This window comes from Kineobactrum salinum (genome assembly GCF_010669285.1).
GTDB classification, from domain to species: Bacteria; Pseudomonadota; Gammaproteobacteria; order Pseudomonadales; family Halieaceae; genus Kineobactrum; species Kineobactrum salinum.
The window spans coordinates 3509648-3536300 of the sequence record NZ_CP048711.1 but is presented as its reverse complement, the minus strand read 5'-3'; the positions used below and the strand labels follow the sequence as shown (position 1 = coordinate 3536300).

The 26653-nt window shown below is 65.1% G+C and carries 21 protein-coding genes, 1 other RNA gene and 2 pseudogenes; 1 reads left to right on the top strand and 23 read right to left on the bottom strand.

Annotated features, from left to right (window positions below; translation table 11 throughout):
- Positions 1 to 2: 2 nt before the first annotated feature.
- From mutT to rsmI, 23 genes and pseudogenes are all read right to left on the bottom strand, one after another.
- Positions 3 to 401 carry an 8-oxo-dGTP diphosphatase MutT gene (gene mutT / locus G3T16_RS15710; protein WP_163496053.1) on the bottom strand — a complete coding sequence of 133 codons (399 nt, stop codon included), beginning with the start codon at positions 399 to 401 and terminating at the stop codon, positions 3 to 5.
- Positions 402 to 1627, bottom strand: a pseudogene (argJ, locus tag G3T16_RS15705) (bifunctional glutamate N-acetyltransferase/amino-acid acetyltransferase ArgJ).
- Between the two features lie 20 nt (positions 1628 to 1647).
- Complete coding sequence (secA, locus tag G3T16_RS15700) at positions 1648 to 4374, bottom strand: preprotein translocase subunit SecA (protein WP_163496052.1); 2727 nt, start codon at positions 4372 to 4374, stop codon at positions 1648 to 1650.
- Positions 4375 to 4456: 82 nt separating this feature from the next.
- On the bottom strand, positions 4457 to 5386 hold the full coding sequence (locus tag G3T16_RS15695; RefSeq protein ID WP_163496051.1) for a M23 family metallopeptidase: 930 nt from the start codon (positions 5384 to 5386) through the stop codon (positions 4457 to 4459).
- Positions 5387 to 5488: 102 nt separating this feature from the next.
- Positions 5489 to 6403, bottom strand: coding sequence for a UDP-3-O-acyl-N-acetylglucosamine deacetylase (gene lpxC / locus G3T16_RS15690; protein WP_163496050.1), 915 nt, complete (start codon positions 6401 to 6403; stop codon positions 5489 to 5491).
- A gap of 70 nt (positions 6404 to 6473) precedes the next feature.
- Positions 6474 to 7640, bottom strand: a complete 1167-nt coding sequence (ftsZ, locus tag G3T16_RS15685; protein ID WP_163496049.1) for a cell division protein FtsZ — start codon at positions 7638 to 7640, stop codon at positions 6474 to 6476.
- Positions 7641 to 7705: 65 nt separating this feature from the next.
- Positions 7706 to 8947: a cell division protein FtsA gene (gene ftsA, locus G3T16_RS15680; protein ID WP_163496048.1), complete on the bottom strand. Its 1242-nt coding sequence runs from the start codon at positions 8945 to 8947 to the stop codon at positions 7706 to 7708.
- Positions 8948 to 8971: 24 nt separating this feature from the next.
- Positions 8972 to 9796: a cell division protein FtsQ/DivIB gene (locus tag G3T16_RS15675; protein WP_163496047.1), complete on the bottom strand. Its 825-nt coding sequence runs from the start codon at positions 9794 to 9796 to the stop codon at positions 8972 to 8974.
- Positions 9789 to 10496 (bottom strand): D-alanine--D-alanine ligase, encoded by a 708-nt coding sequence (locus G3T16_RS15670; protein ID WP_332102832.1) that lies wholly within the window; start codon positions 10494 to 10496, stop codon positions 9789 to 9791. Before G3T16_RS15670 ends, G3T16_RS15675 begins: the two co-directional genes overlap by 8 nt.
- Complete coding sequence (locus G3T16_RS22855) at positions 10493 to 10720, bottom strand: D-alanine--D-alanine ligase (protein WP_332102831.1); 228 nt, start codon at positions 10718 to 10720, stop codon at positions 10493 to 10495. Before G3T16_RS22855 ends, G3T16_RS15670 begins: the two co-directional genes overlap by 4 nt.
- Complete coding sequence (murC, locus tag G3T16_RS15665; protein ID WP_163496046.1) at positions 10717 to 12153, bottom strand: UDP-N-acetylmuramate--L-alanine ligase; 1437 nt, start codon at positions 12151 to 12153, stop codon at positions 10717 to 10719. Before murC ends, G3T16_RS22855 begins: the two co-directional genes overlap by 4 nt.
- A complete protein-coding gene (gene murG / locus G3T16_RS15660; protein WP_163496045.1) occupies positions 12146 to 13246 on the bottom strand; it encodes an undecaprenyldiphospho-muramoylpentapeptide beta-N-acetylglucosaminyltransferase in 1101 nt (366 codons plus the stop codon). The genes murC and murG overlap by 8 nt, the downstream gene beginning before the upstream one ends.
- On the bottom strand, positions 13243 to 14385 hold the full coding sequence (gene ftsW, locus G3T16_RS15655) for a putative lipid II flippase FtsW (RefSeq protein ID WP_163496044.1): 1143 nt from the start codon (positions 14383 to 14385) through the stop codon (positions 13243 to 13245). The genes murG and ftsW overlap by 4 nt, the downstream gene beginning before the upstream one ends.
- Entirely contained in the window at positions 14385 to 15740 is a 1356-nt protein-coding gene (gene murD, locus G3T16_RS15650; protein WP_197911704.1) for a UDP-N-acetylmuramoyl-L-alanine--D-glutamate ligase, read from the bottom strand. Before murD ends, ftsW begins: the two co-directional genes overlap by 1 nt.
- Positions 15741 to 15758: 18 nt before the next feature.
- Positions 15759 to 16841: a phospho-N-acetylmuramoyl-pentapeptide-transferase gene (mraY, locus tag G3T16_RS15645; protein WP_163496043.1), complete on the bottom strand. Its 1083-nt coding sequence runs from the start codon at positions 16839 to 16841 to the stop codon at positions 15759 to 15761.
- Between the two features lies 1 nt (position 16842).
- Complete coding sequence (locus G3T16_RS15640) at positions 16843 to 18207, bottom strand: UDP-N-acetylmuramoyl-tripeptide--D-alanyl-D-alanine ligase (RefSeq protein ID WP_163496042.1); 1365 nt, start codon at positions 18205 to 18207, stop codon at positions 16843 to 16845.
- Positions 18204 to 19697, bottom strand: coding sequence for a UDP-N-acetylmuramoyl-L-alanyl-D-glutamate--2,6-diaminopimelate ligase (locus G3T16_RS15635; RefSeq protein WP_197911703.1), 1494 nt, complete (start codon positions 19695 to 19697; stop codon positions 18204 to 18206). Before G3T16_RS15635 ends, G3T16_RS15640 begins: the two co-directional genes overlap by 4 nt.
- Positions 19694 to 21328, bottom strand: a complete 1635-nt coding sequence (locus tag G3T16_RS15630) for a peptidoglycan D,D-transpeptidase FtsI family protein (RefSeq protein ID WP_332102830.1) — start codon at positions 21326 to 21328, stop codon at positions 19694 to 19696. Before G3T16_RS15630 ends, G3T16_RS15635 begins: the two co-directional genes overlap by 4 nt.
- Positions 21329 to 21416: 88 nt before the next feature.
- Positions 21417 to 21737 (bottom strand): cell division protein FtsL, encoded by a 321-nt coding sequence (gene ftsL, locus G3T16_RS15625; protein WP_232059113.1) that lies wholly within the window; start codon positions 21735 to 21737, stop codon positions 21417 to 21419.
- Between the two features lie 2 nt (positions 21738 to 21739).
- Positions 21740 to 22656 (bottom strand): annotated as a pseudogene (gene rsmH, locus G3T16_RS15620) (16S rRNA (cytosine(1402)-N(4))-methyltransferase RsmH).
- Between the two features lie 9 nt (positions 22657 to 22665).
- Positions 22666 to 23121, bottom strand: coding sequence for a division/cell wall cluster transcriptional repressor MraZ (gene mraZ / locus G3T16_RS15615; RefSeq protein ID WP_163496041.1), 456 nt, complete (start codon positions 23119 to 23121; stop codon positions 22666 to 22668).
- Positions 23122 to 23492: 371 nt separating this feature from the next.
- Positions 23493 to 23847, bottom strand: an RNA gene (gene rnpB / locus G3T16_RS15610) — RNase P RNA component class A.
- 55 nt (positions 23848 to 23902) lie between these two features.
- Positions 23903 to 24751 (bottom strand): 16S rRNA (cytidine(1402)-2'-O)-methyltransferase, encoded by an 849-nt coding sequence (gene rsmI / locus G3T16_RS15605; RefSeq protein WP_163496040.1) that lies wholly within the window; start codon positions 24749 to 24751, stop codon positions 23903 to 23905.
- 79 nt (positions 24752 to 24830) lie between these two features.
- Between rsmI and G3T16_RS15600 the strand changes: the two genes are divergently transcribed.
- Positions 24831 to 26642 carry a penicillin-binding protein activator gene (locus G3T16_RS15600; RefSeq protein ID WP_163496039.1) on the top strand — a complete coding sequence of 604 codons (1812 nt, stop codon included), beginning with the start codon at positions 24831 to 24833 and terminating at the stop codon, positions 26640 to 26642.
- Positions 26643 to 26653 lie beyond the last annotated feature (11 nt).

The following is a 26653-nucleotide window of genomic DNA, read 5'->3' as shown; positions in this document are numbered from 1 at the left end:
GCTCAGTCCCCCAGCGCCTGCTGCACGGCGTCCACAATGGCCAGATTGGCAGCGGGAAAGCGGTATTGCGACAGCTGTGCCGGACTCACCCAGGCCAGCGGCTGCCCTTCCAGCCCGCGGGCCTCGCCGCGAAACTGCGTCACCAGATGCACATCCAGCAGCACCGCCTTGTCACCGTAGTCGAAGGGCACCAGCAGCAGTGGCCGGCTGGCGCCCGGTTCGATGCCCAGTTCCTCGCGCAGCTCCCGCGCCAGCGCTTCGTTGACTGACTCTCCGGGCTCGACCTTGCCACCGGGAAATTCCCACAGTCCGCCCTGGTGGGCAGCGGTCGCTCGCCGGCTGATCAGGACCTGCTGGCGCGCATCCACCACCACCGCTACCGCCACGTGCAGCGCGGCCATTCAGCTGCGGTACTCGGCGTTGATACGCACGTAGTCGTAGGAAAAATCCGTGGTCCACACTGTCTCACTGGCCTCGCCGCGCTGCAGTTCGATACGGATCACGATTTCTTCCGGCGCCATCGCCGCCACGCCCTGCGCTTCAGTGTAGCCGGCCGCACGGCAGCCATTCTCGGCGATCAGTACATCGTTCAGGTAGACCCCGACCCGGTCGACCTGCAGCTCGGCCAGGCCGGCGCGGCCGATAGCCGCCAGCAGGCGTCCCCAGTTCGGATCGGATGCAAACAGTGCGGTTTTCACCAGCGGCGAATGGGCGATGGTATAGGCCACGTCCAGGCACTCCTGCTGATCCCGGCCACCGTTGACCTGCACGGTCACGAACTTGCTCGCGCCCTCGCCGTCGCGCACCAGCGCCTGGGCCAGCGTGACGCACAGGGTCTGCAGCGCCTCCCGCAGCGCCCGATACAGGTCGCCCTCGGCGTTCTCCAGCAGCGGGTTGCCCGCCGCGCCGGTGGCTGCCAGTATGCAGGCATCATTGGTGGAGGTATCGCCATCGACGGTGATGCGGTTGAAGGACATCTCCACCGCCTCTGTCAAAAGACTTTGCAGCAGGGCCGGGCTCACCGCTGCGTCGGTGGCCAGGTAGGCGAGCATGGTGGCCATGTTGGGGCGAATCATGCCTGCCCCCTTGGCGATGCCGGTGAGCCGGTAATCGCGCCCCTGAACGGAAAAGCGCTCCGAGTGGGCCTTGGGCGGGTGTCGGTGGTCATGATGCCGGCGGCGGCCTGCAGCCAGCCATCCGCCTGCAGATCGGTAATGGCATTGGGCAGGGCCTCGACAATCTTCTGCACCGGCAGCGGCTCGCCAATCACGCCGGTGGAAAACGGCAGCACGGCCTGCGCCGGCACACCGGTCAACTCCGCCAGCGCTTCGGCGCAGCGGCGGGCATCCGCCAGCCCCCGCTCCCCGGTGCCGGCATTGGCGTTGCCGGTATTGACCAGCAACCAGGTCGGCTTGAAGCCGCTGGCGCGCCAGTGTTCGCGCGCCACCGTCACCGGCGCCGCGCAGAAGGCATTGCGGGTAAATACCGCCGCGCAGCTGCTGCCGGGCGCCAGTTCCATCACCACCAGATCCTTCCGGCCCGGCTTTTTGATGCCCGCCGACACCGTCGCCAGCCGCACTCCTGGCACCGGCAACACGGTTACCGGCTGCGCTTCTCCCACTGCCATTGTCTCTCCCGCGCTCCGGTTCAGGCCAGCTGGCCGTGGCACTGTTTGTATTTTTTGCCGCTGCCACAGGGACAGGGCTCATTGCGCCCCACCTTGGGCTGCTCCCGGGTAAAGGTCTGCGGCGGCTCCGGGCGCTCTGCCCGCTGGGGCTCGCCGTCGCCGGCAATCGCCTCCTCCGCCATGGCGGTGGCCGCGGCGTGCTGGAAGGCGAGCTTCTCGCGCTCGGCCGCCTCGCGCCGGCGCGCATCGATCTGGGCGGCCTCGTCCTGGCGCTGGATCTGCACATGGCTGAGAAATTTCACCACTTCGTACTTCAGGTTACGCAGCAGCTGCTCGAACAGCTCGAAGGACTCGCGCTTGTACTCCTGCTTGGGATTCTTCTGGGCATAGGCCCGCAGGTGAATACCCTGGCGCAGGTGATCCATCGTCGCCAGGTGGTCCTTCCACAGGTTGTCCAGCACCTGCAGCATGATCTGTTTCTCGATCTTGCGCATGGCAGGCCCTACCGCCTCGGCCTTGGCATCGTAGGCGGCCTGCACTTCGGCAATGATCCTCTCGCGCAGCACTTCCTCGTGCAGCTTGTCGTCCGCCTCCAGCCAGGACTGCAATGGCAGGGAGACTGCGAATTCCGCCTCCAACTGCCGCTCCAGGCCGGGCACATCCCACTGCTCCTCGACGCTCATTGGCGGGATGTAATTGGAGATCGCCTCGTTGACCACATCCTCGCGGATGGCGGTAATGGTGTCGTAGATGTCGGATTCACCCAGCAGCTCGTTGCGCTGCTGGTAGATGATCTGGCGCTGGTCGTTGGCGACATCGTCGTATTCCAGCAACTGCTTGCGGATATCGAAGTTGCGGCCCTCCACCTTGCGCTGGGCCTTCTCGATCGCATTGGTCACCATCCGGTGCTCGATCGCCTCGCCCTTTTCCATGCCCAGGGCCTGCATGAAGCTCTTGACCCGGTCGGAGGCAAAAATCCGCATCAGGCTGTCTTCCAGCGACAGATAGAAGCGCGACACGCCCGGGTCGCCCTGGCGCCCGGAGCGACCGCGCAGCTGGTTGTCGATGCGTCGTGATTCGTGCCGCTCGGTACCCAGGATATGCAGGCCGCCGGCCTCCAGCACCTGCTCGTGGCGCTGCCGCCAGGCCGCGGTCAGCTCCTCGCGCCGCTGCTCGCCGATCTCGCCCATGGCCTCCAGTTCTGCGTCGAGGTTGCCGCCCAGCACGATATCGGTGCCGCGGCCAGCCATGTTGGTGGCGATGGTCACCATCCCGGGGCGTCCCGCCTGGGCGATGATCTCGGCCTCCTGTTCGTGATACTTGGCATTGAGCACCTTGTGCTCGATACCGGCCTTGCGGAATCGCTGCGACACCTCCTCGGAGGTCTCCACCGAAGCGGTGCCCACCAGTACCGGCGCACCCTTGTCCATGCAGTCCTTGACATCATTCAGGATCGCGTCGAACTTCTCTTCCCGGGTCAGGTAGACCAGGTCGTTCAGGTCTGTGCGCTGGGCCGGCTTGTTGGTCGGGATCACCAGCACTTCCAGGCCGTAGATCTGGCGGAATTCGAAAGCTTCGGTATCGGCGGTGCCGGTCATGCCGGCCAGCTTTTCATAGAGCCGGAAATAATTCTGGAAGGTGGTCGAGGCCAGGGTCTGGCTCTCGCTCTGGATATTGACCCCTTCTTTCGCCTCGATCGCCTGGTGCAGGCCCTCGGACAGGCGCCGTCCGGGCATGGTGCGGCCGGTGTGCTCGTCGATCAGAACCACCTGGTTGTCGCGCACGATGTACTCCACATCGCGGTGAAACAGCACGTAGGCGCGCAGGCCGGAATAGACGTGGTGCAACAGGTTGAGGTTGGTCGCCGCGTACAGACTGTCGCCCTCCTCCAGCAGCCCCTCGCGAACCAGCAGGTCCTCGACAAACTCGTGGCCCATCTCGGTCAATTCGATCTGACGCTGCTTTTCATCCACCGTGTAGTGGCCGCTCTCGCCCTCGGTATCGGGCTTCAGGGACGGGATCAGGCGGTTGATGCTCTTGTACAGAGCCGAGCTGTCCTCGGAGGCGCCGGAGATGATCAGCGGCGTACGGGCCTCGTCAATCAGGATGGAATCCACCTCGTCGACGATCGCAAAGCTGAGATCGCCCTGCATCTTGTCTTCCAGCGTGAAGGCCATGTTATCGCGCAGGTAGTCGAAGCCGAATTCGTTGTTGGTACCGTAGACGATATTGGCGCTGTAGGCCTCACGCTTCTGCTCGGCAGACTGGCCGGACCGGATTACCCCCACCGAGACGTCCAGGAAGCGGTACAGCGGCCCCATCCAGTTGGCGTCGCGGCTGGCCAGGTAGTCGTTGACAGTAATCAGGTGGACGCTCTTGCCGCTGAGGGCATTGAGATAGATCGGCAGGGTCGCCACCAGGGTCTTGCCCTCACCGGTGCGCATCTCGGCGATCTTGCCCTCGTGCAGAGCCATGCCGCCGATCAGCTGGGTATCGAAGTGGCGCATGCCCAGCACCCGTTCACTGGCCTCGCGGGCCACGGCGAAGGCTTCCGGCAGGATCTGGTCCAGGGTCTGCCCGTCTGCAAGCCGCTGGCGGAACTCGTCGCTTTTTGCCGCCAGTGCAGTATCGTCCAGGGCCTTGATGGTATCGGTCAGCGCGTTGATCTGCTTGACCACCTTGCCCATGCGCTTCAGCTCCCGGTCATTGCGGGTGCCGAAAATCTTCTTCATCGTATTCGTAATCATCGTAGGTCACTGCATCTATACGTAAGAACACCGTCCGCAGAATGGCTTGCGGGCGGAAGATCGGTCCGGGAGGAGTGGCGCGTCAGCGCCGGGTGCGATGCACGTAGCTGGAAGGGTCGACGGAACGGCCGTGCTTGTAGACTTCAAAATGCACATGGGCACCGGTAGAGCGCCCACTGGATCCCATCAGCGCGATAGCCTGTCCCTTGCGCACCACATCGCCCGGCTGGACCAGGTTTTCCTCATTGTGGGCATACAGGGTAACCAGGCCTTCGCCGTGGGAAAGCTCCACCAGTTCGCCATAGCCGGGCCGGTAACCGGTCCACGTCACTACGCCGCCGGCTACTGCGACCACATTGGAACCAGCCTTGCCGGCAAAGTCGATGCCGCGATGAATGGCAGGTTTGCCAGAGAATGGATCGGTGCGCGGACCATAGCCGGAAGACATCCAGCCCTTTTCCACCGGGCGCCCGGACAGCCAGCCCTGATCGTCCAGTTTGCGGTTGGTCAGTAATGCTTCCAGTATCTCCAGCTGCTGTTCCCGCTGGATCAGGCGCCGGGAGAAACTCTGCAGCTCACCGGTCAGGTCCGGGGCCAGGTATTCCACGCTGTACTCACCGGCCAGCGGTCCGCCCATGGCCGGCGGCTGGCTGAAGTCGAACTCGCCGTCCTCCAGGTTGGCGATCGCGGTGAGGTGCTGGCCCAGCGCGTCGACGCGGGTCATGCGCGCCTGTAACTCGGCCAGGCTCATGGTCAGGGCCTGCAGTTTGCGCTCGGCCTCCAGCCGCAGCGTCTCCAGCTCCGAGGACTGGGAGGCCAGTTCGTCCTGCAGGGAATCGAGCGAACTGTCGCGCAGATTGTGCGCCCCGCTCTCCTGGCCAACGAAATAACCGAGCGCCACCATACCCAATGGCAGCCCCAGGCAGCACAAAGAGAGCAGGGCACGGGACCAGCGACCCAGCTCGATAGAGCGGGAACCGCCGTGCTTGCGGTTGACAAGGATGATTTTCATTTGCAACTGACTGCAATGAATTAGCGGGCGACTATGCCACAGATTGTGACATATTGCCAAGCCCGGGGCCGTCACGGGAGCCCGGAGGACCCGCGCGGGCGGTCAGGCAGCCGGGGCTGTGTTCAGACTATAGGAAATCGGCGCGGTGGCCTCGTCCTCGAAGGTGACCATCTCCCATGCATCGGGCTGGGCGATCAGCGCCCGCAGCGAGGCATTGTTCAGCGCGTGACCGGACTTGTGGGCCCGGAACTCGCCGATCAGGCTGTTGCCCAGCAGGTACAGATCGCCGATCGCATCCAGGATCTTGTGCTTGACGAACTCGTCGTCATAGCGCAGGCCGTCCTGGTTGAGAATGCGGTACTCGTCCACGACGATGGCGTTGTCCACACTGCCGCCGCGAGCGAGACCCTGCGAGCGCAGGTACTCGATCTCGTGCATGAAACCAAAGGTACGGGCGCGACTCACCTCCTTGACAAAGGAGGTGCTGGAAAAGTCGATCTCTGCGTGAGGGGAGCGATCGCGGAACACCGGGTGGTCAAAATCGATGGAAAACGAGACCTTGAAGCCATCAAAGGGGAGAAAGCTGGCAACCTTGTCGCCGTCTTCCACCGTGACCGGACGCTTGATACGGATGAACTTCTTGGCCGCATTCTGCTCCTCGATGCCAGCGGACTGGATCAGGAACACAAATGGACCGGCGCTGCCATCCATGATCGGCACTTCCGAGGCACTGACATCGATAAACGCATTATCTATGCCCAGCCCCGCCATTGCCGCAAGCAGGTGTTCCACTGTCGACACCCGCTCGCCATCGGCGAACAGGGTGGTGGACAGCGTGGTATCGCCCACGTTCTCTGCCCGCGCCGGAATCTCGACCACCGGGTCGAGGTCCACACGCCGGAACACAATGCCGGCGTTCACCGGCGCCGGCCACAGAGTGAGGTAGACCTTCTCACCCGTGTGCAGGCCGACGCCGGTTGCCTTGATGGCATTGCGCAGAGTTCGCTGTCGAATCATAGTCCCGTCACCCGTATCCTGTGTCTCACACATTGCAAGACAGGCCGATCAGAGTGCCGATCCTGACTTGCTAGTCTGCCTGACGGCGCAGAAACGCAGGAATATCGAAATAATCCTCGCCGCCAGCTTCAGCCGTACTGGCTGGTGCCTTGCCACTTGCGCCGCTGCGCGCCCTGCGCATGGCCGGCGGACGGTCAAAGTCCTTGTAATTGGGCTCCGAAACCGTTGCCGACGGCCGTGGAGTTGCTGACTCCACCACCTGCAACGTCGCCCTTGCCACTTCGCCCCCCAGCCCTGTAGCGACCACAGTGACCTTGATTTCATCCGACATGTTCGGATCGATCACTGTGCCCACTACCACTGTTGCGTCGTCGGAGGCGAATTCCTCGATGGTGTCACCGACTTCTGAGAATTCTCCCAGTGACAGATCGAGGCCGGCGGTGATATTCACCAATATGCCGCGCGCTCCGCGCAAATCAATGTCGTCCAGCAATGGGCTGTTAATGGCGCGTTCGGCAGCCTCGCGGGCGCGGTTTTCGCCCCTGGCACTGCCCGTTCCCATCATCGCCATGCCCATCTCGGACATCACCGTACGAACATCCGCGAAATCGACGTTGATCATGCCGGGGCGGATAATCAGGTCGGCGATACCCTGAACTGCGCCCAACAATACATCATTCGCTTCCTTGAAGGCATCCAATAAACTGGTACTTTTTCCCAGAACTTCCAGCAATTTCTCGTTGGGAATAGTGATCAGTGAGTCCACATGCTGCTGCAGCTCGCTGACGCCTTCCAGCGCGATTTGCAGGCGTTTCTTGCCCTCGAACGGGAACGGGCGGGTCACCACAGCCACCGTGAGAATGCCCAGCTCGCGTGCGATTTCGGCGACGATGGGGGCGGCCCCGGTGCCCGTGCCACCGCCCATGCCGGCGGTGATGAAGACCATATCCGCGCCGCGCAATGCATCGGCAATACGCTCCCGGTCTTCCATTGCTGCCGCGCGGCCGATATCCGGATTGGCCCCGGCGCCCAGGCCCTTGGTGATTTCACCACCCAGCTGCAGCACAGTCTTGGAGCGAATATCGGACAGTGCCTGGGCGTCAGTGTTCGCGCAGATAAAATCCACGCCCTCCACCTGGTTGTCAATCATGTGTTTTACGGCATTGCCGCCGCCACCGCCGATGCCGATGACTTTGATGACCGCGTTTTGAGGTACGTTGTCGACTAGTTCAAACATGGTATATCTCCCCTTGCTGTGGTGCCGCGCCCCGGGGCGCGGCAGTTTGCTGCTCAAAAAAACGTCTAGAAATTGCTCTGTAGCCAGGCTCTGAGCCTGGCCAGCAGTCCCTCGCTGGTCGCAGTGCCACTGCGGCCAGCGTTGGTACTGCGCTCACTCGCATGCTTCTGCCCGTACTGCAGCAAGCCGACGCCAGTGGCGTAGATCGGATTGCGGACAATATCGTTCAGGCCCCTCACCGATTGCGGGTAACCCACCCGCACCGGCATGTGAAATATTTCCTCCGCCAGCTCCACCACACCCTCCATCTTGGAAGTGCCACCGGTGAGCACCACACCGGCCGGGACCATGTCCTCGAAACCGCTGCGGCGCAGTTCCGCCTGCACCAGCGTGAACAGTTCGTCGTAGCGCGGCTCCACCACCTCGGCCAGCGATTGGCGGGACAGATCCCGGGGCGGCCGGTCACCCACACTGGGCACTTTGATGGTTTCGTCCGGGCCGGCCAGCTGGGTCAGCGCGCAGGCGTACTTGATCTTGATTTCCTCCGCGTACTGCGTCGGTGTTCGCAGTGCCATCGCGATATCGTTGGTCACCTGGTCGCCAGCGATCGGGATCACCCCGGTGTGGCGGATCGAGCCCTCGGTGAAGATCGCAATGTCGGTGGTACCGCCGCCGATATCGACCAGACAGACCCCCAGTTCACGCTCATCGTCGGTCAGTACCGAATAGCTGGATGCCAGCTGTTCAAGGATGATTTCCTCCACATCCAGGCCGCAACGACGGATGCACTTCTCGACATTCTGGGCGGCGTTCACCGCGCAGGTCACCAGGTGTACCTTGGCTTCCAGGCGTACGCCGGACATGCCCAGCGGCTCCTTGATCCCCTCCTGGTTGTCGATCACGTACTCCTGCGGCAGGATGTGCAGGATCTTCTGATCGGCCGGTATGGCCACCGCCTGGGCCGCGTCTATGACCCGTTCCAGATCGGCGGGATAGACCTCGCGATCGCGAATGGCGACGATACCGTGGGAATTCAGACTGCGTATGTGACTGCCGGCAATGCCCACATAGACCGAGTGAATCTGGCAGCCCGCCATCAGCTCTGCCTCTTCCACTGCACGCTGAATGGACTGCACCGTGGACTCGATGTTCACCACCACGCCCTTTTTCATGCCCTTGGAGGGATGGGAGCCGATACCCACCACCTCGATACTGCCATCCGCCGCCAGCTCTCCGACGATGGCGACGACCTTGGAGGTGCCGATATCCAGACCTACTATCATGTGTTGCTCCTGTCCCCCGCCCATGGCAGTTTCACTCCCCCGGCCGTCCTACTCATTGGTGATCACCGCCAGCTGTGCCGGCTCGCGGAAGGTGACCGCGAAACCGCTCTCATAGCGCAAATCCACTCGCTGCAGCTGATCGACCCGCGGCGCCAGCTCGGCGCTGTACACCGCGGCAAAACGTTGTACGCGGTCCACCACCCGGGTATTGCCCAGCACCAGTTCGATACCACCTTGCAGTACCACTGACAGATGGCCCCGCTCGTCCAGGCTCAGTTCGCGCAACTCCAGCTCCAGTGGCTGCAGCAATTCGCTCAGTTGCTGGTAGCTGACAATCAGCTCGCGGGCACTGCCGGGCGGGCCTTCCAGCCGCGGCAATGCCTCGCTGCCGCCCACGCGGCTGGACTGGAATACCTCGCCCTCGTGATTGATGAAACCGCCCTCCCCCCAGCGCGCAATGGGCAGCTGCTCCACCACCTCGATTTCCAGCGCATTGGGCCAGCGCCGCCGTACCGACACCGTGTAGATCCAGGGTAAGGTCTGCAGCTGGCGCCTGATCTGCTCAAGATCCGCACTCAGAAAGCCGCCGACCAGAGCCGGCTGCACCAGCTCCCGCACGGCTTCGGTCTGGATCCGCTGCAGCTTGCCCGACACGACAATCCGCTCCACCGGCAGTTCCTGTAGCGCGATATAACCCTGCAGGCCTGCCAGCATGACCATGCCCGCACCCACCAGAATCAGCAGCCGGTTGACCCAGCCATCGAGCAGGGTCAGGCTGCGCCACGGATGCCGCCGCGGTGCAGCTGCGGGCCGCCGGCGGGTAGCCCCGGCAGTGACACGGCGACGGCGATGTCCGTTGCGCACTTCAACCATGTCCGTTACGGCCCTCCCAGCTCAATTCCACGATGCGCTGCACCAGCGCCTCCATGGACATGCCCACCGCCCGCGCCGCCATCGGCACCAGGCTGTGTGAGGTCATGCCCGGAATGGTGTTTACCTCCAGTACATAAAAACGGCCGTCCCGGTCGCGCATGGTGTCCACCCGGCCCCATACCGTGCAGCCCAGCGAATGGAAGGCGGCCAGCGCCAGCTCTGCCAGCTCTGCCTCTGCCGCCGCATCCAGCCCGCTGGGACAGTGGTAGCGGGTGTCATCGGCAATGTATTTGGCCTCGTAGTCATAGAATTCCCGGTCGGTTTCCATCCGGATCGAAGGCAGTGTGCGCTCCCCCAGTACCGCCACCGTGTACTCGGGACCGTCGATAAACTGCTCCGCCAATACCGTGTTGCCGTAGGCCGATGCCTTGCCCCAGGCGCGCGCCAGCGCGTCAGCATCCGCGGCCGGCGCCATGCCGACACTGGATCCCTCGCAGGCGGGTTTCACGAACACCTTGCCAAAGCGTGCAATGACCGCGTCCCAGTCGGTATCCGCGGCCAGGGTGGCAAAGCCGCCGGTGGCGACACCGATGCCCTGCCACAATTGCTTGCTGCGCTGCTTGTCCATCGCCAGCGCAGAGCCCAACACCCCCGAGCCGGAATAGGGAATCCCCAGCGTCTCCAGTGCCCCCTGGATCACCCCGTCCTCGCCCCCGGCCCGTGCAAGGCGTTGAACGCGAAACTGACGCCCTGCAGCTGTGCCAGCCAGTCGGCGGCGGCAGGGTCCACCTGCCGCACCTCACAACCCAGCGCCGCCAGGGCGGCGACGATGGTAGCGCCGGTCTGCAGCGACACTTCGCGCTCCGCCGAGCGGCCGCCCAGCAATACCGCCACCGGGCCCGCGGTTGCCTGTTGCCAGCTCATGACTGCACCTCATCCAGCGTGTCCAGCGCCTGCAGATCCAGCGCCAGCCGGCCGATATTGCCCGCGCCCTGGGTGATCACGATGTCACCGTCGCGGAGAATGTCCCGCAGCACCCCGGCCACCGCTGCCACCGCCTCGACGAAAATGGGCTCCACCTGACCGCGCTGGCGGATACTGCGGCTCAGGCTGCGGCTGTCGGCGCCGGGAATGGGCTCCTCCCCGGCGGGGTAGACCTCCAGCAGCAGCAGTACGTCGCAGCGCGACAGCACCGCCACAAAATCCTCGTACAGGTCGCGGGTGCGGGAATAGCGGTGCGGCTGGTAGATCATTACCACCCGCCGGCCGGGCCAGGCCTGGCGGGCGGATTCCAGCGTGGCCCGCACTTCGGTGGGGTGGTGGCCGTAGTCGTCCACCAGCAGCGCGCTGCCGGCGGCAAAGTGCAACTCACCCAGCTGGCTGAAGCGGCGTCCAACGCCCCCAAACGCCGCCAGGCCGCGCTGGATCGCGGCATCGTCCAGGCCCTCATCGCAGGCCACCGCGATCGCCGCGGTCGCGTTGAGCACATTGTGCCGGCCCGGCATGTTCAACTGCACCGGCAGCGGTGCCAGGCCACCGGGCCGGTGTACGGTGAAGGCCGTGTTCAGGCCCATTTCGCGCACCGCGCTGATGCGGTAGTCCGCTGTCTCGGCAAAACCGTAGGTCAGGAACTGCCGCGACAGCTCCGGCAGCAGCCCCGCCACCACCGGGTCATCCAGGCACAATACTGCCAGGCCGTAGAAGGGCAGGTTGTGCAAAAATTCGAGAAAAGTGCTGCGCAATACCGCGAAATCTCCGCCGTAGGTTTCCATGTGGTCGGCTTCGATATTCGTGACCACCGCTACCATCGGCTGCAGGTGCAAGAAGGAGGCATCGCTCTCGTCAGCTTCAGCGACCAGGAAGCGGCTGGCTCCCAGCTGGGCATTGCTGCCGGCACTGTTTACCAGGCCGCCGATGACAAAGGTCGGATCCAGCCCGGCCTCGGCAAATACTGCCGCTATCAAGCTGGTGGTGGTGGTCTTGCCGTGGGTCCCGGCCACCGCAATGCCGTGGCGGTAGCGCATCAGCTCGGCCAGCATCTCGGCCCGTGGCACTACCGGAATGCGGGCCGCGCGGGCGGCAACCACCTCGGGATTGTCATCGCTCACCGCGCTGGAACTGACCACTACATGCGCGGCGTGGATATTCGCCGCGGCGTGACCAAAATGCACCGCGATCCCCTTGCGCTGCAGGCGCTCGGTCACCGAACTGGCCCGCAGGTCGGATCCCGCCACTTCATAGCCCAGGTTGACCAGTACTTCGGCGATACCGCTCATGCCGGCGCCGCCAATCCCGATCATGTGGATGCGGCGAATGCGGCGCATCTCGGGCACACTGTAGACATTCCGATCAGCCATCGCGCAGCAACTCCTCGCAGGTATCACAGACCCGTACCGTGGCTTGTGGCTGGCCGGCAGCTGAGGCCGCTGCCGCCATAGCCGCCAGCCGCTGCGGATTGGCGATGTAGCCCGCCAGCATCGCGGCCAGGTTCTGCGCCTGCAGTTCACCCTGGCGCAGCAGCAGCGCACCGCCGCGATCGGCCAGCGCGCGGGCATTCCAGGTCTGGTGGTCATCAATGGCGTGGGGCAGCGGCACCAGCAGCGCCGGCCGGCCCATGATCGCCAGTTCCGACACAGTGAGTGCGCCCGCCCGGCAGATCACCAGATCCGCCCAGCCGTAGGCCTGTGCCATATCGTCGATAAAAGCGCTGACCTGCACTCCCTGGTCAAGCATCGGGCCGTATTCGCGCAGCAGGGTTTCCAGATGCGCCGCACCCGCCTGGTGCCAGACGTCGACGCTCACAGCCTCCGGCCGCTTGCGCAGTTTGCGCAGCGCGTCCGGCAGCAACTCGTTCAGCGGCTGGGCGCCAAGGCTGCCCCCCAGCACCAGCAGTCGCAGCGGGCGCTGGCCGTGGTAGTCCCACAGCCGCTGCGCCGCGGTGTCCAACAGTTCCCTGCGCACCGGATTACCCACCACCGCCACCTGGCGGTCGTCCTTGAAGGCCGCGGGAAAGCCGCACAGCACCCGCCGCGCCAGCGGCGCCAGCAGGCGATTGGTGGTCCCGGCCACCGCGTTCTGCTCGTGAATCAGCAGTGGCCGGCGCAGCAGCCACGCCGCCAGCCCGGCGGGGCCGGCCACATAACCACCCATGCCGATCACGCAGGCCGGCTGGCGCCTCAGCACCAAGCTCAGCGCCAGCAGCGAGGACCACAGCAGCAGCCACAGGCCCAGCAGTCGATGCAGGGGATTCTTGCCCCGCACACCGCGCACCGGCAGCGTGTGCAACGTGATGCCGGCCGCCGGCACGACCCGCGCCTCCAGACCGCGTCGGGTGCCGACCCACTCCACCCGGAAGCCGCGTGCGCGCAGCTCTTCCGCCACCGCCAGCGCCGGGTAGACGTGGCCACCGGTACCGCCGGCCAGCATCAGGATGAGGGGCGCCCGGCTCATTGGCGTGGCCTCCTCTGCGGCCGGGCGGCACCGGGCAACTCGCGTTCGATACGCAACACCAGCGCCAGCATGCAACAGCAGACGATCAGGCTGGTACCGCCGTAACTCACAAACGGAAGCGTCAGTCCCTTGGTCGGCAGCAGCCCGGAACTGACCCCCATATTGACGAAGGCCTGGCCCGACAACACCAGCGCGACGCCGTAACTCAGATAGGCTCCAAAATGCTCCCCCGCAACCTCGGCGCGGCGGGCAACCCAGAGAATGCGCGCCACCAGGGCAGTGAACAGGCCAATCACCAGCATCGCGCCGAGGAAACCCGTTTCCTCCGCCCAGATCGAGAACACGAAGTCGGTGTGGGCCTCGGGCAAATAGAACAGCTTCTGCACACTGTTGCCGAGGCCGACGCCCAGCCATTCGCCCCGGCCAAACGCGATCAGCGACTGGATCAGTTGGAAGCCGCTGCCGAACGGGTCCGCCCAGGGATCGGTATAGGTGATCAAGCGCTGCATCCGGTAGGGCGCGGCAAACACAAGCGCCAGCAATCCCAGCATGCTCACCAGCAGTACCGACAGAAAATGCGTGAGCTTCACACCGGCCAGAAACAGCATGCCGAAGGCGGTCACCACCACGATGACGGTGGCACCAAAATCGGGCTCCGCCATCAGCAGCACCGTCACCAGGGCCAGCACCCCCACCGGCTTGAGAAAGCCCTGCCACTGGGTACGCACCTGCTCCGTCTGGCGTACCAGATAACCCGCCAGGTAAATGACGACCGCCAGTTTGGCGAACTCCGAGGGCTGCAGCGTGAACGGGCCTATCGGTAGCCAGCGCTGGGAGCCATTCACATCCTTGCCGATGCCGGGCAGCAGGACCAGCACCAGCAAACCGGTGCCGGTCAGCAGCCACAGCCAGCCGGTGGCCAGCCAGAAAGCCGGCGGCAGCCGGTACACCACAGCGGCAGCCGCGGCGGCCAGCACCACATAAACAAGATGGCGGCGGGCGTGAAACCAGCCGTCCCCGTAATGCCAGTCGGCATATTCAATGGAAGCGGAGCTGATCGCCACCATGCCCACCAGCAACAGGGCGGTGCCCAGCAGCAACAGGGGCGCGTCCAGTCCATTGCGCGTAGCCACCACCATCAGCGCGCCTCCTCCAGAGTTCGCACTGCGGCGACAAAGGCGTCGCCACGGGCGGAATAGCCGCTGAACTGGTCGAAGCTGGCGCAGGCCGGAGACAGCAGTACCACGTCCCCGGCAATGGCCAGCGCGGCAGCCAGGCGCACAGCCTCGGCCATGTCGGCGGCCAATTGCACCGGCGCCACGTCCTGCAGGCAATACTGCAGCTCCGCGGCGGCCTCGCCCAGCAGGATCAGCGCCTTGCAGTGGATCTCCACCGCCGGGCGCAGCTGGCGGAAATCGGCGCCCTTGCCCACTCCGCCGGCGATCAATACGACGTTGCGCCCCTGAGCCAGCCCGTCCAGCGCAGCCGCGGTGGCACCGATATTGGTGCCCTTGGAATCATTGATGAAACGCACCCCGGCGATCTCTGCGACCGGCTGGCAGCGATGCGGCAGACCCGCAAATCGACGCGCGGCGACAATCATCGCCTGCTGCGACAGCCCGGCGGCATAGCCGAGGGCGAAAGCGGCCAGCACATTGGCCACGTTGTGGCGGCCACTGATGCCCAGTTCCGCCACCGGCAACAGCGGCTCGAAGCCGAAGCAGAGAGTCTCGCTGCCGTCGATGTCGCGCAGGCCGAAGCCGCCCAGGTCCGGCTCCCGCAGATGCCAGCTGATCACCGGCACGTCGGCAGCCACCAACGGCAGGGTCAGCGGATCGTCGGGATTCGCCACTGCCTTGCGGCAGCCACGGAAGATCCTGTGCTTGGCCTGGTGGTAGCGCGGCAAGGTGCCGTGGCGATCGAGATGGTCGGCGCTGATATTGAGCACGGTAGCCACCGCCAATCCCAGTGATCCGGCGCGCTCCAGTTGAAAGCTGGACAGTTCCAGTACATACAGCTCGCATTCCGGCGCCAGCAGATCCAGCGCCGGGGTACCGAGATTGCCTCCCACGGCAACAGTGAGACCGGCTTCCGCCGCCATCTCGCCCAGCAACGCGGTGACCGTGGACTTGGCGTTGGACCCGGTTATCCCGACCACCGGCACCGCGGCCTCGCGCATGAACAGATCGATGTCGCCGATGATATCGGCCCCGGCTGCGCGCGCCCGTTCCAGCAACGGATCATCCAGCGCAATACCGGGACTGACGACCCACTCGCCACCGCCGTCCAGCACGGCGTCGGGAATTTCACCGGCAAACAGCGCCAACTCCGGGAACTCCCGCCGCGCTGCGGCGAGCCCAGGTGGTTCCTCACGGGTATCGATGACACAGCAGCGCCGCCCCAGCCGCTGCAGATGGCGGGCACAGGACAAACCGGTGGCGCCGAGGCCGACTACGACCACGCTGCCACTGCTTGCTATCAGATCCTGTGTCACGATCGATTCACTCTCGCCCTAACGCAGTTTCAAGGTCGCCAGCCCGAACAGGACCAGCATCACGGTAATAATCCAGAACCGCACGATGACGCGCGGCTCCGGCCAGCCCTTCAATTCGAAATGGTGGTGAATGGGCGCCATCCTGAATATGCGCCTGCCGGTGAGCTTGAAGGAGGCCACCTGCAGAATCACCGAGACCGTCTCCAGCACAAATATGCCGGCCATGATGAAGAACACGATTTCGTGGCGGGTGATCACCGCCACCGTGCCGAGTGCGGCCCCCAGTGCCAGCGCACCGACGTCGCCCATGAACACTTGCGCCGGATAGGTGTTGAACCACAGAAAGCCCAGGCCGGCACCGGCTATCGCACCGCAGAACACGGCCAGCTCGCCACTGCCTGCCACGTAGGGAATATGCAGGTAATCGGCAAAATCCACCCGTCCGGTCAGGTAGGCGATCACCCCTAGCGCCGTCGCCACCATCACGGTGGGCAGGATGGCCAGACCGTCCAGGCCATCGGTCAGGTTGACGGCGTTGCTGGCGCCGACAATCACGAAGTAGGCCAGCACCACGAACAGCGGCCCCATGCTCCAGGCAAAGTCCTTGAGAAAAGGTACGTACAGCTCGGTGGTCACCGGGGTATCGAAGGCAATGTACAAGTAGAGCGCTGCAGCCAGCCCGGCCAGCGACTGCCACAGGTATTTCCAGCGCGCCGGCAGGCCGCGGGAATCGCGTTCCACAACCTTGCGGTAGTCATCGACCCAGCCCACCGCGCCGAACACCGCGGTAACACCGATGCTGATCCAGATGTAGGGGTTGCGCAGGTCAGCCCACAGCAGGCTGCTGACCCCGATCGCCACCAGAATCAGCGCGCCCCCCATCGTGGGGGTCCCGGTTTTGCTCAGGTGGCTCTGCGGGCCGTCGTCGCGCACGGCCTGGCCCACCTGATAGTGGTTCAGGCGGCGGATCATCCCCGGCCCCACCAGCAGCGATATCACCAGCGCCGTCCCGGCCGCCAGGATGCCCCGCAAAGTCAGGTACTGGAATGCCTGGAAACCGCTTACGAATTGGGTCAGGTACTCTGCCAGGAACAACAACATGTCAGTCTTTCGCCTCCGTCCGTTGTTCCAGCAATGCACCCAGCAGCCGCTCCATTGCGGCTCCGCGTGAGCCTTTGACCAACACGGTGTCGGTCTGGTCAAAACTGTGCGCCAGCGCGGTGCCGGCGGCAGCACAATCGGGAAACCACTCGCCGCCGCCGAATTCAGTCACGGCCTCGGCCAGTTCCGGGCCGACACCGCAGAAGCGGTCGATGCCCTGCGCACGGGCATAAGCGCCCACCTCCCGGTGCAACTGGGCACTGTTCTCTCCCAGTTCCCGCATCGCGCCCAGGATCAGTGTGCGGCGGCCACTGCAGCTGGCGAGCAGGTCTATCGCTGCATGCACAGAACCGGGATTGGCGTTGTAGCTGTCATCGACCACGGTGGCGCCACCCCGTCCCTGGTATACCGCGCCGCGCCCGGGAGCGGGCTGGACGCTGGCCAGGCCCGCCATGATGGCACCCAGGCTGATGCCACAGGCCAGTCCCGCGGCGATCGCCGCCAGCGCATTGGAAACATTGTGCAGTCCCGGCAGTTGCAGCCGGATGGGTATGTCCCCGGCAGGGGTACTGGCGATGAAACTGATCCCCGCCACACCGCGCGACTGTATGGTATTGGCGGTGATGGCAGCGGGGTTCTGCAGGCCGTAATCCAGCACGGTAGTGGCAGCGGTGCGGCTGCGCCAGCGCGCAGCCCAGGGCTGGTCGGCGTTGAGGATGGCGGTCCCGGTGCCCGCCAGCGCCTCGTAGATTTCTCCCTTGGCAGCGGCAACACCTTCCAGCGACCCAAAGCCCTGCAGATGCGCCGGCATCGCGTTGAGCAACAGCGCCACGTCCGGCCGTGCCAGCCTACCCAGCCAGCTGATATCGCCGGCCCGGGCCGCGCCCATCTCGACCACCGCGTAGCGGTGCTCGGGTGCCAGCCGCAGCAGCGTCAGGGGTACCCCGATTTCATTGTTGAGGTTGCCCTGGGTCGCCAGTGTGGGCCCCTGCTGCGCCAGCACCGCCTGGATCAGGTTTTTCACGGTAGTCTTGCCGCTGCTGCCGGTGATAGCCACCACCCGGCCCTGAAACAGGGACCTGTTGAAGGCGCCGAGATGGCCCAGGGCCTGCCGGGTATCGGCTACCCGCAGCAACGGCAGGGAGCTGTCGACTTCGCGATCGACCAGCGCCGCGGCCGCGCCGGCGGCGGCGACCGCATCCAGATAGTCATGACCGTCAAAATGCTCGCCGCGCAGCGCCACGAACAGATCGCCGGGCTGGATGGTCCGGCTGTCGGTACTGATCCGGCCGACAGCCACATCGGCACCGCGCAGTTGCGCCTCCAGCGGTTGCTGCAGTTCCGTGAGCCAGAATGAACGCATCATGCCGGTGGCCTCTGCTGCAGGGCGGCCGCCGCCACCTCGGCGTCACTGAAATGCAGCCGCTGACCTGCTATCAACTGATAGTCTTCGTGTCCCTTGCCGGCTATCAGAATGCAATCTCCCTTCGCTGCGCCCGCAACTGCGGCGGTGATCGCCAGCGCACGATCAGGCTCTGTTTCGACACTGCCGCTGCAGCCGGCTGCGATATCGCGCAGGATTGTCAGCGGATCCTCGCCGCGCGGATTGTCGGATGTCAGCACCACATGGTCCGCACCAGCGCAGGCAATATGGCCCATCACAGCGCGCTTGCCGGGATCGCGGTCACCACCGCAGCCAAAAACCACCACCAACCGGCCGGCTACCTGCGGCCGCAGGGCGGCCAGGGCCTGCTCAAGCGCGTCGGGGGTGTGGGCATAATCGACCACCACCTGCAGACCGGCGCTGTTGGGTACCAGCTGCATGCGCCCGGGGACCGGCTGCAGTGCCCCGATGGCCGCCAGCGTCCGTTCCAGATCGAGGCCCAGCAACAGTGCGCAGGTGGCCGAGGCCGCCACATTGGCGAGGTTGAAGCGGGCCGGCAGCGGACTGGCAAACGTTCCCCGGCCCCAGGGAGTCTCCAACTCGGCGCTGACGCCATCGGAGTGGAAGCGCGGGGTCGTGACCCGGATCTCGGCCGCAGCGGCGCCGCTGGCCGAGTAGCGCCAGGCCTGCACCGATGCCGGCAGGCTGGCGAGAATGGCGGTGGCAAAGGGATCGTCAAGGTTGATCACGGCGTGGCGCAATCCGGGGCGGGCAAACAGGCGCAGCTTGCTGCGTCCGTAGGCCGCCATATCGCCGTGGTAGTCCAGATGATCGCGGGACAGGTTGGTAAATACGGCGATATCAAAGTGGATACCGTTGACCCGGTCCTGCACCAGCGCATGGGAGGATACTTCCATGCTCACCGCAGCCACCCCGGCGTCGCGCCAGCTGGCGAGTTGTTGCTGCAGTGCAACCGCATCAGGTGTCGTGGTCGGCGCCGCAATCACCGCATCGTCGAGGGTCGCCCCCAGTGTGCCGATCACACCGCAGCGCTGGCCGGCACTGCGCAGCAGCTGGGCGATCAGGCGGCTGCTGGTGGTCTTGCCGTTGGTGCCGGTGACGCCGATCACGTCCATCGCCGCACTGGGATCGCCGTAGTAGCGCGCGGCGATGAGGCCGGCCTCCGCCGCCAGCTCCGGCTGCTCCAGCAGCGGCACCGGCAGCGCATCCACGAAACCGGCGACCGGCGCCTGCGCCAACACCGCGGCCGCACCGCGCGCCACTGCCTGCTCGATAAACTGGCGCCCGTCGTGACTGCTGCCCGGCAGGGCCAGGAACAAATCCCCAGGCTGCACCCGGCGGCTGTCCAGTTGCACACCGGTAACCCGCACTGCACCGAATTGCGCCGCGCTGCTGCCCAGCAATTGGGCCAGCGGCACGCCCCGGGAGTGATTGACAGCAGTGGCCATCATCCGGACACCTTTGCCGCCGCCGGCGTCACGGCGGCGATATCGGCCGGCGCATCCGGCACCACATTGAGCAGCCGCAACGTCCCCTGCGCCACCCGGGAAAACACTGGTGCCGCAGCAGCGCCGCCACCGTACTCTTCACCCTGGGGCTCGTTGATCACCACCACAGTGACAAAGCGCGGGTCGCTGACCGGGGCGACGCCTGCGAACAGCGCCACGTAACGATCCTCGTTGTAGCCCTGGGGCCCCACCTTGTGCACGGTGCCAGTCTTGCCACCCACCTGATAACCCGGCACCCGCGCACGCCGGGCGGTACCGTTCTCGCCGGTAACCCTGTGCAGCACCGCCAACACTTCACGCGCCAGATCCTGCGCGACGACCTGTCTGCCTTCAGACACCGCGCCATCCTTCGCCAGCAGGGAGACCGGCTGCAATACACCGCCGTTGGCAAGAGCGGAATAGGCATGGGCCACCTGCAGCGGCGTTGCCGTCAGGCCGTAGCCAAAGGCGAGGGTGACCTTTTCGATATTGCTCCAGCGATTGCGGCTGGGCAGCAGACCGGAGCTTTCCCCGGGAAACCCCGTACCCGGTGGCTGGCCCAGGCCGAAACGGCGGAATACCTCACGGATCGGTTCGTGCCCCAGCTCCTGCGCTATCCTGGTCACACCGACCTGGCTGGAGCGCTGAATGATCTCAGAGACGCTGATCTGGCCATAGTTGCGCGGATCACGCAGCAACTTGCGCCCCACGGCAATAGTCCCCGGGCTGGTATCGATCAGGGTCTCGGTGGAAAAACGGCCGCTCTCCAGTGCCGCCACCAGGGTCAGGGTCTTCATGGTCGAACCGGGTTCATACACGTCGGTCATGGCCCGGTTGCGGGTCTGGTCGGGGCTCATGTCCCGCCGGCTGTTGGGGTTGTAGACCGGATGATTGACCATCGCCAGCACTTCGCCGGTATGGGCATCCAGGGTGACAATGGACCCCGCGTTGGCACCGGTCATCGCCATCGCCCGCTGCAGCTCCTGATGGTGGAGATACTGCAGCCGCAGGTCGATGCTCAGGCGCAGGTCGCGGCCGGGCCTGGCCGGCTCCAGTACACCGATGTCGCGCACCGCGTCACCGTGCAGATCCTTGATGTACTGTTTTTTGCCCGGCACACCCTTGAGCCACTCATCGTAGGCCAGCTCCAGGCCGGCGATTCCGGCACCGTCGACATTGGTAAAGCCCACCAGCTGACCCGCCACCTCGCCGGCGGGATAGTAGCGCTGATACTCGCGCTCGCCGTAGACACCCGGGGTTCGCATTGCCAGAACTTCGCGGGCCGCCGCCGGCACGAGATGCCGCTGCAGGTACATGAAGCGCTTGCCGGCATAGCGTTCGAGCCGCTGCCGCAGCTCGGCCAGCGGCATATCCAGCGCAGCCGCCAGCGGCGCCAGCTCCGGTACAGCGGCCAGCACCCGCGGATCCGCCCACAGCGAAATCACCGGGGTGCTGACTGCCAGCGGCTCGCCGCGCCGGTCAGCGATGACGCCCCGGTAAGCCGGGATCTCGGCGGTACGCACGGCGCGCAGATCACCCTGATTCTGCAGAAAGCTGCGGCCGCGATCGGTGTCCAGCACCTGCAGTGACAGCACCCGCCCACCAGCAGCGCCAGCAGTGACAGCAGTGCCGCCGCCACCAGGTAGAAACGCCAGGGGGCAGTCGCGATGGGCCGCGAGCGGCTCATTGCCGCACCACTTTGAGTTCCTGCAGCGGCGGTGGCTGCATGTCCAGCTCCCGTTTCGCCACTCGCTCGACCCGGTAATGGGAGGCCCAGGTACTCTGTTCCAGCAGCAGGCGGCCGTAGTCCTCATGCAGGTACCATTGGTCCGCTTCCAGTTGCTGCAACTGGGCGTAGAGCTGGCGGCAATGATGGGAGCTCCGGATCACTGCCAACGCGGAAGCCAGGGATAGCAGCAGCAATGCCACCAGCAGCACCTGCCGGCTACGGTGATTGTGACCGGGACCGGCGGCGTGCGACGAAGCTGTCGGATGCACGGCCACGGTCAGGCGATCTTCTCGGCAACGCGCATGATCGCGCTGCGGGCCCGGGTATTCGCCGCCACCTCGTCGCTGCCGGCGCGCACGGCCTTGCCGACCAGCCGCATGCGGCGATTGAGAGCACTGTCGGTCACCGGCACGCCGGCGGGGATCGCGTCGCCGCGGGCCATGTCACGCATATAGCGCTTCACCAGACGATCCTCCAGCGAGTGAAAACTGATCACCACCAGACGCCCGCCCACCAGCAGCAGGTCCAGCGCCGCCGCCAGCAACACCCCCAGATCATCCAACTCACGGTTGACCCGGATACGAATGGCCTGGAAGGAGCGGGTCGCGGGGTGCTTGTGCTTTTCCCAGCGCGGGTTGGCTTCGCTGACGATTCTGGCCAGCTGTCCGGTGGCAACGATCGGCGCCTGTTCCCGGGCCTCGACGATGGCACCGGCGATGCGACGGGCGAAGCGCTCCTCGCCATAGTCCGCAGCACCTGAATGATTTCCTTCTCATCGGCGTGTGCCAGCCACTCGGCCGCAGTCTCGCCTGAGCTGGTATCCATGCGCATGTCCAGCGGGCCATCGTGCTGAAAACTGAAGCCGCGGCCACTGTCGTCCAGCTGCGGGCTGGAGACACCGAGATCGAGCAGGATTCCATCGACGGCTTCAATACCGAGGTCGGCCAGGTGCGCCGGCAACACCGCAAAAGAACCGTGGAAAAAACTGAAGCGCGGGTCCTCCCGCATCAGGCTGGCGGCCTCGGCTGCGGCTGCCGGGTCCTTGTCGACCCCGAGCAGGCGGCCATTGCCGTCCAGCCGCCGCAGCACTTCCCGGCTGTGGCCGCCGCGGCCAAAGGTTCCATCGACATACACACCGCCGGCTGTTGTCACCAGAGCATCCACCGCTTCTCGTAACAGGACTGTTTGATGCATATCGCCCACCTACAGTGTCAGCGACATCAATTCGTCGGGCAATTCTGCCAGGGGCCCGGATTCCTGCAGCGCCTGCTCGCGCTCGGCCAGCCACAGCTCCTCGGCCCACAGTTCCAGCTTGTTGCCCTGCCCCACCAGCACCAGCTTCTTGTCCAGGCGGGCATAGTCGCGCAGCGGCGGAGGCAACAGCATACGGCCATTGGCGTCCAGCTCCAGGTCCGTGGCGTAGCCGAGCACCAGCCGTTGGAAGCGCTTTACCGCCGGCTTGAGTGCGGGCAGGGCCTGGATTTCCTGCTCTATACGCTCCCACTCCGGCAGCGGATAAATGGCCAGGCAGGTAGCCTGGGTATCGATGGTCACGACGATCTGGCCGGCACAACGCGACAGCAATGGCTCGCGCTGGCGCGCCGGCATTGCCAGGCGCCCCTTCGCGTCCATATTGATGTGCTGTACTCCTCGGAACACGCCAGTCTTCCCCACTCACTGACTCTTCAACCCACAAAAAGCCAGAATTTTCCACTTATCACCACTTCGCGACACTATAGGTCTGTGTCGAACAGGGTGTCAAGCGAGCTGGAAGGGAAAAATGTTTTAATTTCAGTTAATTAGCGCGCTTTTCGCCAGTATGGGAACAGTACCTGCAGGCCTGCATTGAACAAAAGCTCACATAAAACATGACGGTAAAATCATGTGTTGAGGATTCACTTTAAGTTTCAGTTCATTTATTCATGTACAGCGGGGAAGTTAGCAGGAAATGGCATAACTGAGGCGTGATGACTGGCGCCCCGGACCTGCGCCAGCCTGATTGGGGCGGGCCAGCGCATGGGTCGAGCAAGAAATTGAGTCGGTCGGTAAGCCGGGTTCTGTCGTGGACGATCATTCATCTGCGACAGGCGTCGCCGCCTGCCTGTAGCGACCTACCCGAATCCACTGCGGGCCGCAGTACAAGGATTCCTATTTGGTCTTGCTCCGAGTGGGGTTTACCATCGCCGCGCCTGTTACCAGCCGCGCGGTGCGCTCTTACCGCACCATTTCACCCTTACCCGACCACTCGGGAGCGGTCGGGCGGTATACTTTCTGTTGCACTTTCCGTAGGCTCGCGCCCCCCAGGCGTTACCTGGCACCCTGCCCTGTGGAGCCCGGACTTTCCTCCCCGGCCCAAGGGCCGGGAGCGATCGCCTGACCGACTCGGCGGCAAGACTACTCGCCGCCGCAGAGCTTGGCAAGGCATCTCGGCCGGAACCTGTCAGTCGCTGTCCCCGTCGGTCTTGTACTGCAATAGATATTCGTACAACAGTTTCTTGCGCAGCCCGGTGCAGTCGGCAACCACCGCCGCCGCGCGCCGGGCGGGCAACTCCTGCGCCAGCCGTTGCAGCAGCTGGCCAACTTCCGGGCTGATGGCGGCCTGCTGCTCGCGGCAGCCAGCCACCACCAGCACAATCTCGCCACGCTGCTGGTTGGGGTCGGCGGCAACGAAGCCGGCCAACTCGGCCAATGGCGCCCGCCGCAGGGTTTCGAAGGTTTTGGTGAGTTCGCGCGCCAACAGCGCTTCCCGATCGGGACCGAAGCAGCTGACCATGGCCGCCAGCGTGGCGGCCACCCGGTGCGGCGCCTCGTAGAACACCAGCGTCGCGGTCGCACCTGCCAGAGCCTGCAGGCGGCTGCTGCGCGCCCCCGCCTTCGCCGGCAGAAAACCCTCGAACAGGAACCGGTCAGTGGGCAGGCCCGACGCACTCAGGGCGGCGATGGCGGCACAGGCGCCGGGTACCGGACGCACCGCATAGCCTTGCTGCTGAACTTCGCGCACCAGCCGGTAGCCCGGATCCGAAATCAGCGGCGTCCCCGCATCCGACACCAGCGCCACGGCGCCTCCACCGGCCAGGCAGTCCGTCACCCGGCGCAATGCCCGCGGGTCGCTGTGATCGTGGTAGGCCTGCAGCGGTGTACTGATATTGAAATGTTGTAGCAGGCGCAGGCTATGCCGGGTATCCTCCGCAGCGACCAGGTCTGCCGCTGCCAGCACCTCCACGGCACGTGCCGATATGTCTCCCAGGTTGCCGATTGGTGTGGCAACAACATATAGTCCTGATTCCATAGTCCCTGACCGTATAATGTCCGCATTGACGTCGATGGCTGACCCGACAGCTGCGGCCCACCAGATCCGGAAGGATACCATGACACCGATTGCTACCCGGACGCCGTCCGCGACCCTTCCCCTCCTGCTGCTGTGTGCATTGCTGGCCGGCTGCGCACCCTCTCCACGGGCGCCGGACACTACCCCCGTCACCCCGGCACCGGCGGTGGACCCGGAGCGGCCCGGTCCAGGCGTGGTCCTGGAGTTGCCCCCGAGCCAATGGGAAACCGAATTCCGCCGCGCCGCAGAGCTGCTGGAGCAGGGTAACTGGATGGCGGCGGAGCAACAGCTGGCACGGCCGCAGCCGCCGCTCGGCCACGATGACGCAGTGCGCAGGAACTACCTGTTGGCCCGCAGCGCCTATTTGCGTGGCGACCAGGCCGCGGCCCGCGAATTGCTGGAACGGCGGCCCCGGGCCCCAACTCATGTCGCGCTGCGCCGGCAGCTGGACGATTTTGTCCGTCACATGGACCGCCTGGCCGGCGACTATCTGGCCAGCGCAGAGCGTGGTATCGGCCAGTGGGAGGATACCGATCACCCAGCGCTGCGTGCGGCCCTCAAGCGCGATATCTGGCTGGATCTGCAGCAGCTGTCACCCGCGGAGCTGCAGCAGGCAGAGGAACTGAGCAACGATCCCCAGACTCGCGGCTGGCTGAGTCTCGCCAGCATCGCAGCAACACCCTCGCTCAGTGAATTGCGCACCGGCCTCAAGCAGTGGCTGCGGCAGCACCCGGATCATCCCGCAGCGGCGCCGCTGCCGGGCGGCCTGGACTACCTGCTGCGGGAGGGGCAGCCGCTGCGCAAGGTAGCGCTGCTGCTGCCGCTCAGCGGACGACTGGCGCCTGCTGCCAGGGCGGTGCGTGACGGGTATCTGGCCCACTATTATGCGGCGCGCGCGCGCGGTGATGCCGACCACGAACTGCGCATCATCGACAGCGGACAGTTTGCCGACGCCGGGGCGGCCTATCAACGCGCCGTGGCGGAGGGCGCGGAGCTCGTGGTCGGCCCACTCAGCAAGGAAGCCGTCACGCTGATCGGCCGGCAATCAGGGCGCCCGGTGCCGACACTTGCGCTCAACCGGGTCGACGAAACACTGTCGCAGGAAGGCAGCGCGCTGGTACAAATGGCGCTGGCGCCCGAAGACGAAGTTCTGCACCTGGCCGAACTGGCATTCGGCCAGGGTGCCCGCCGCGCGCTGATCCTGCGTCCCGCCGGCGAGCGCGGCGGCCGTCTGGACGAAGTACTGCGCCGCCGCTGGCGGGAACTGGGCGGCGCGGTGTCCGCGAGCGCCACCTACAGCAGTCCCGAGGCCTGGTCGGACAGTCTGAAAACTGCGCTCAACCTCACCGCCAGCGAGCAGCGCGCACGCGAAGTGCGCAGCATGCTGGCGACCAACATTGAATTTTCTCCCCGCCGGCGCCACGATATCGACGCCGTATTCATGCTGGCCGGCTCGCCGGAGGAGGCGCGCTCACTGAAGCCCCTGCTGGCGTTCCACTACGCCGGCAAGCTGCCCGTCTATGCCACCTCCAGCAGCTACAGCGGCATCCCCGATGCGCGGGACCGGGACCTGAATGGCACCTATCTGACCGATCTGCCCTGGCTGCTCGGCGCCAACCCGGAACTGCGGGTAGCGCTGGCAGCCGGCGATACCGGCAGCGACAGCTTCACTCGCCTCAACGCGCTGGGGGCAGATGCCTGGTTGCTGCAAAGCCGGTTTGCGCAGTTGCAGGCCGGCGGTGCAGCGCTGTTGCGCGGCAGTACTGGCCTGCTGCAGGTCGACGACGAACTGCGCATTATCCGGCAACCGGCGCTGGCCGTTTTTGATGGCGGCGTCCTGACCCGCCCCTGACGTACACTGGC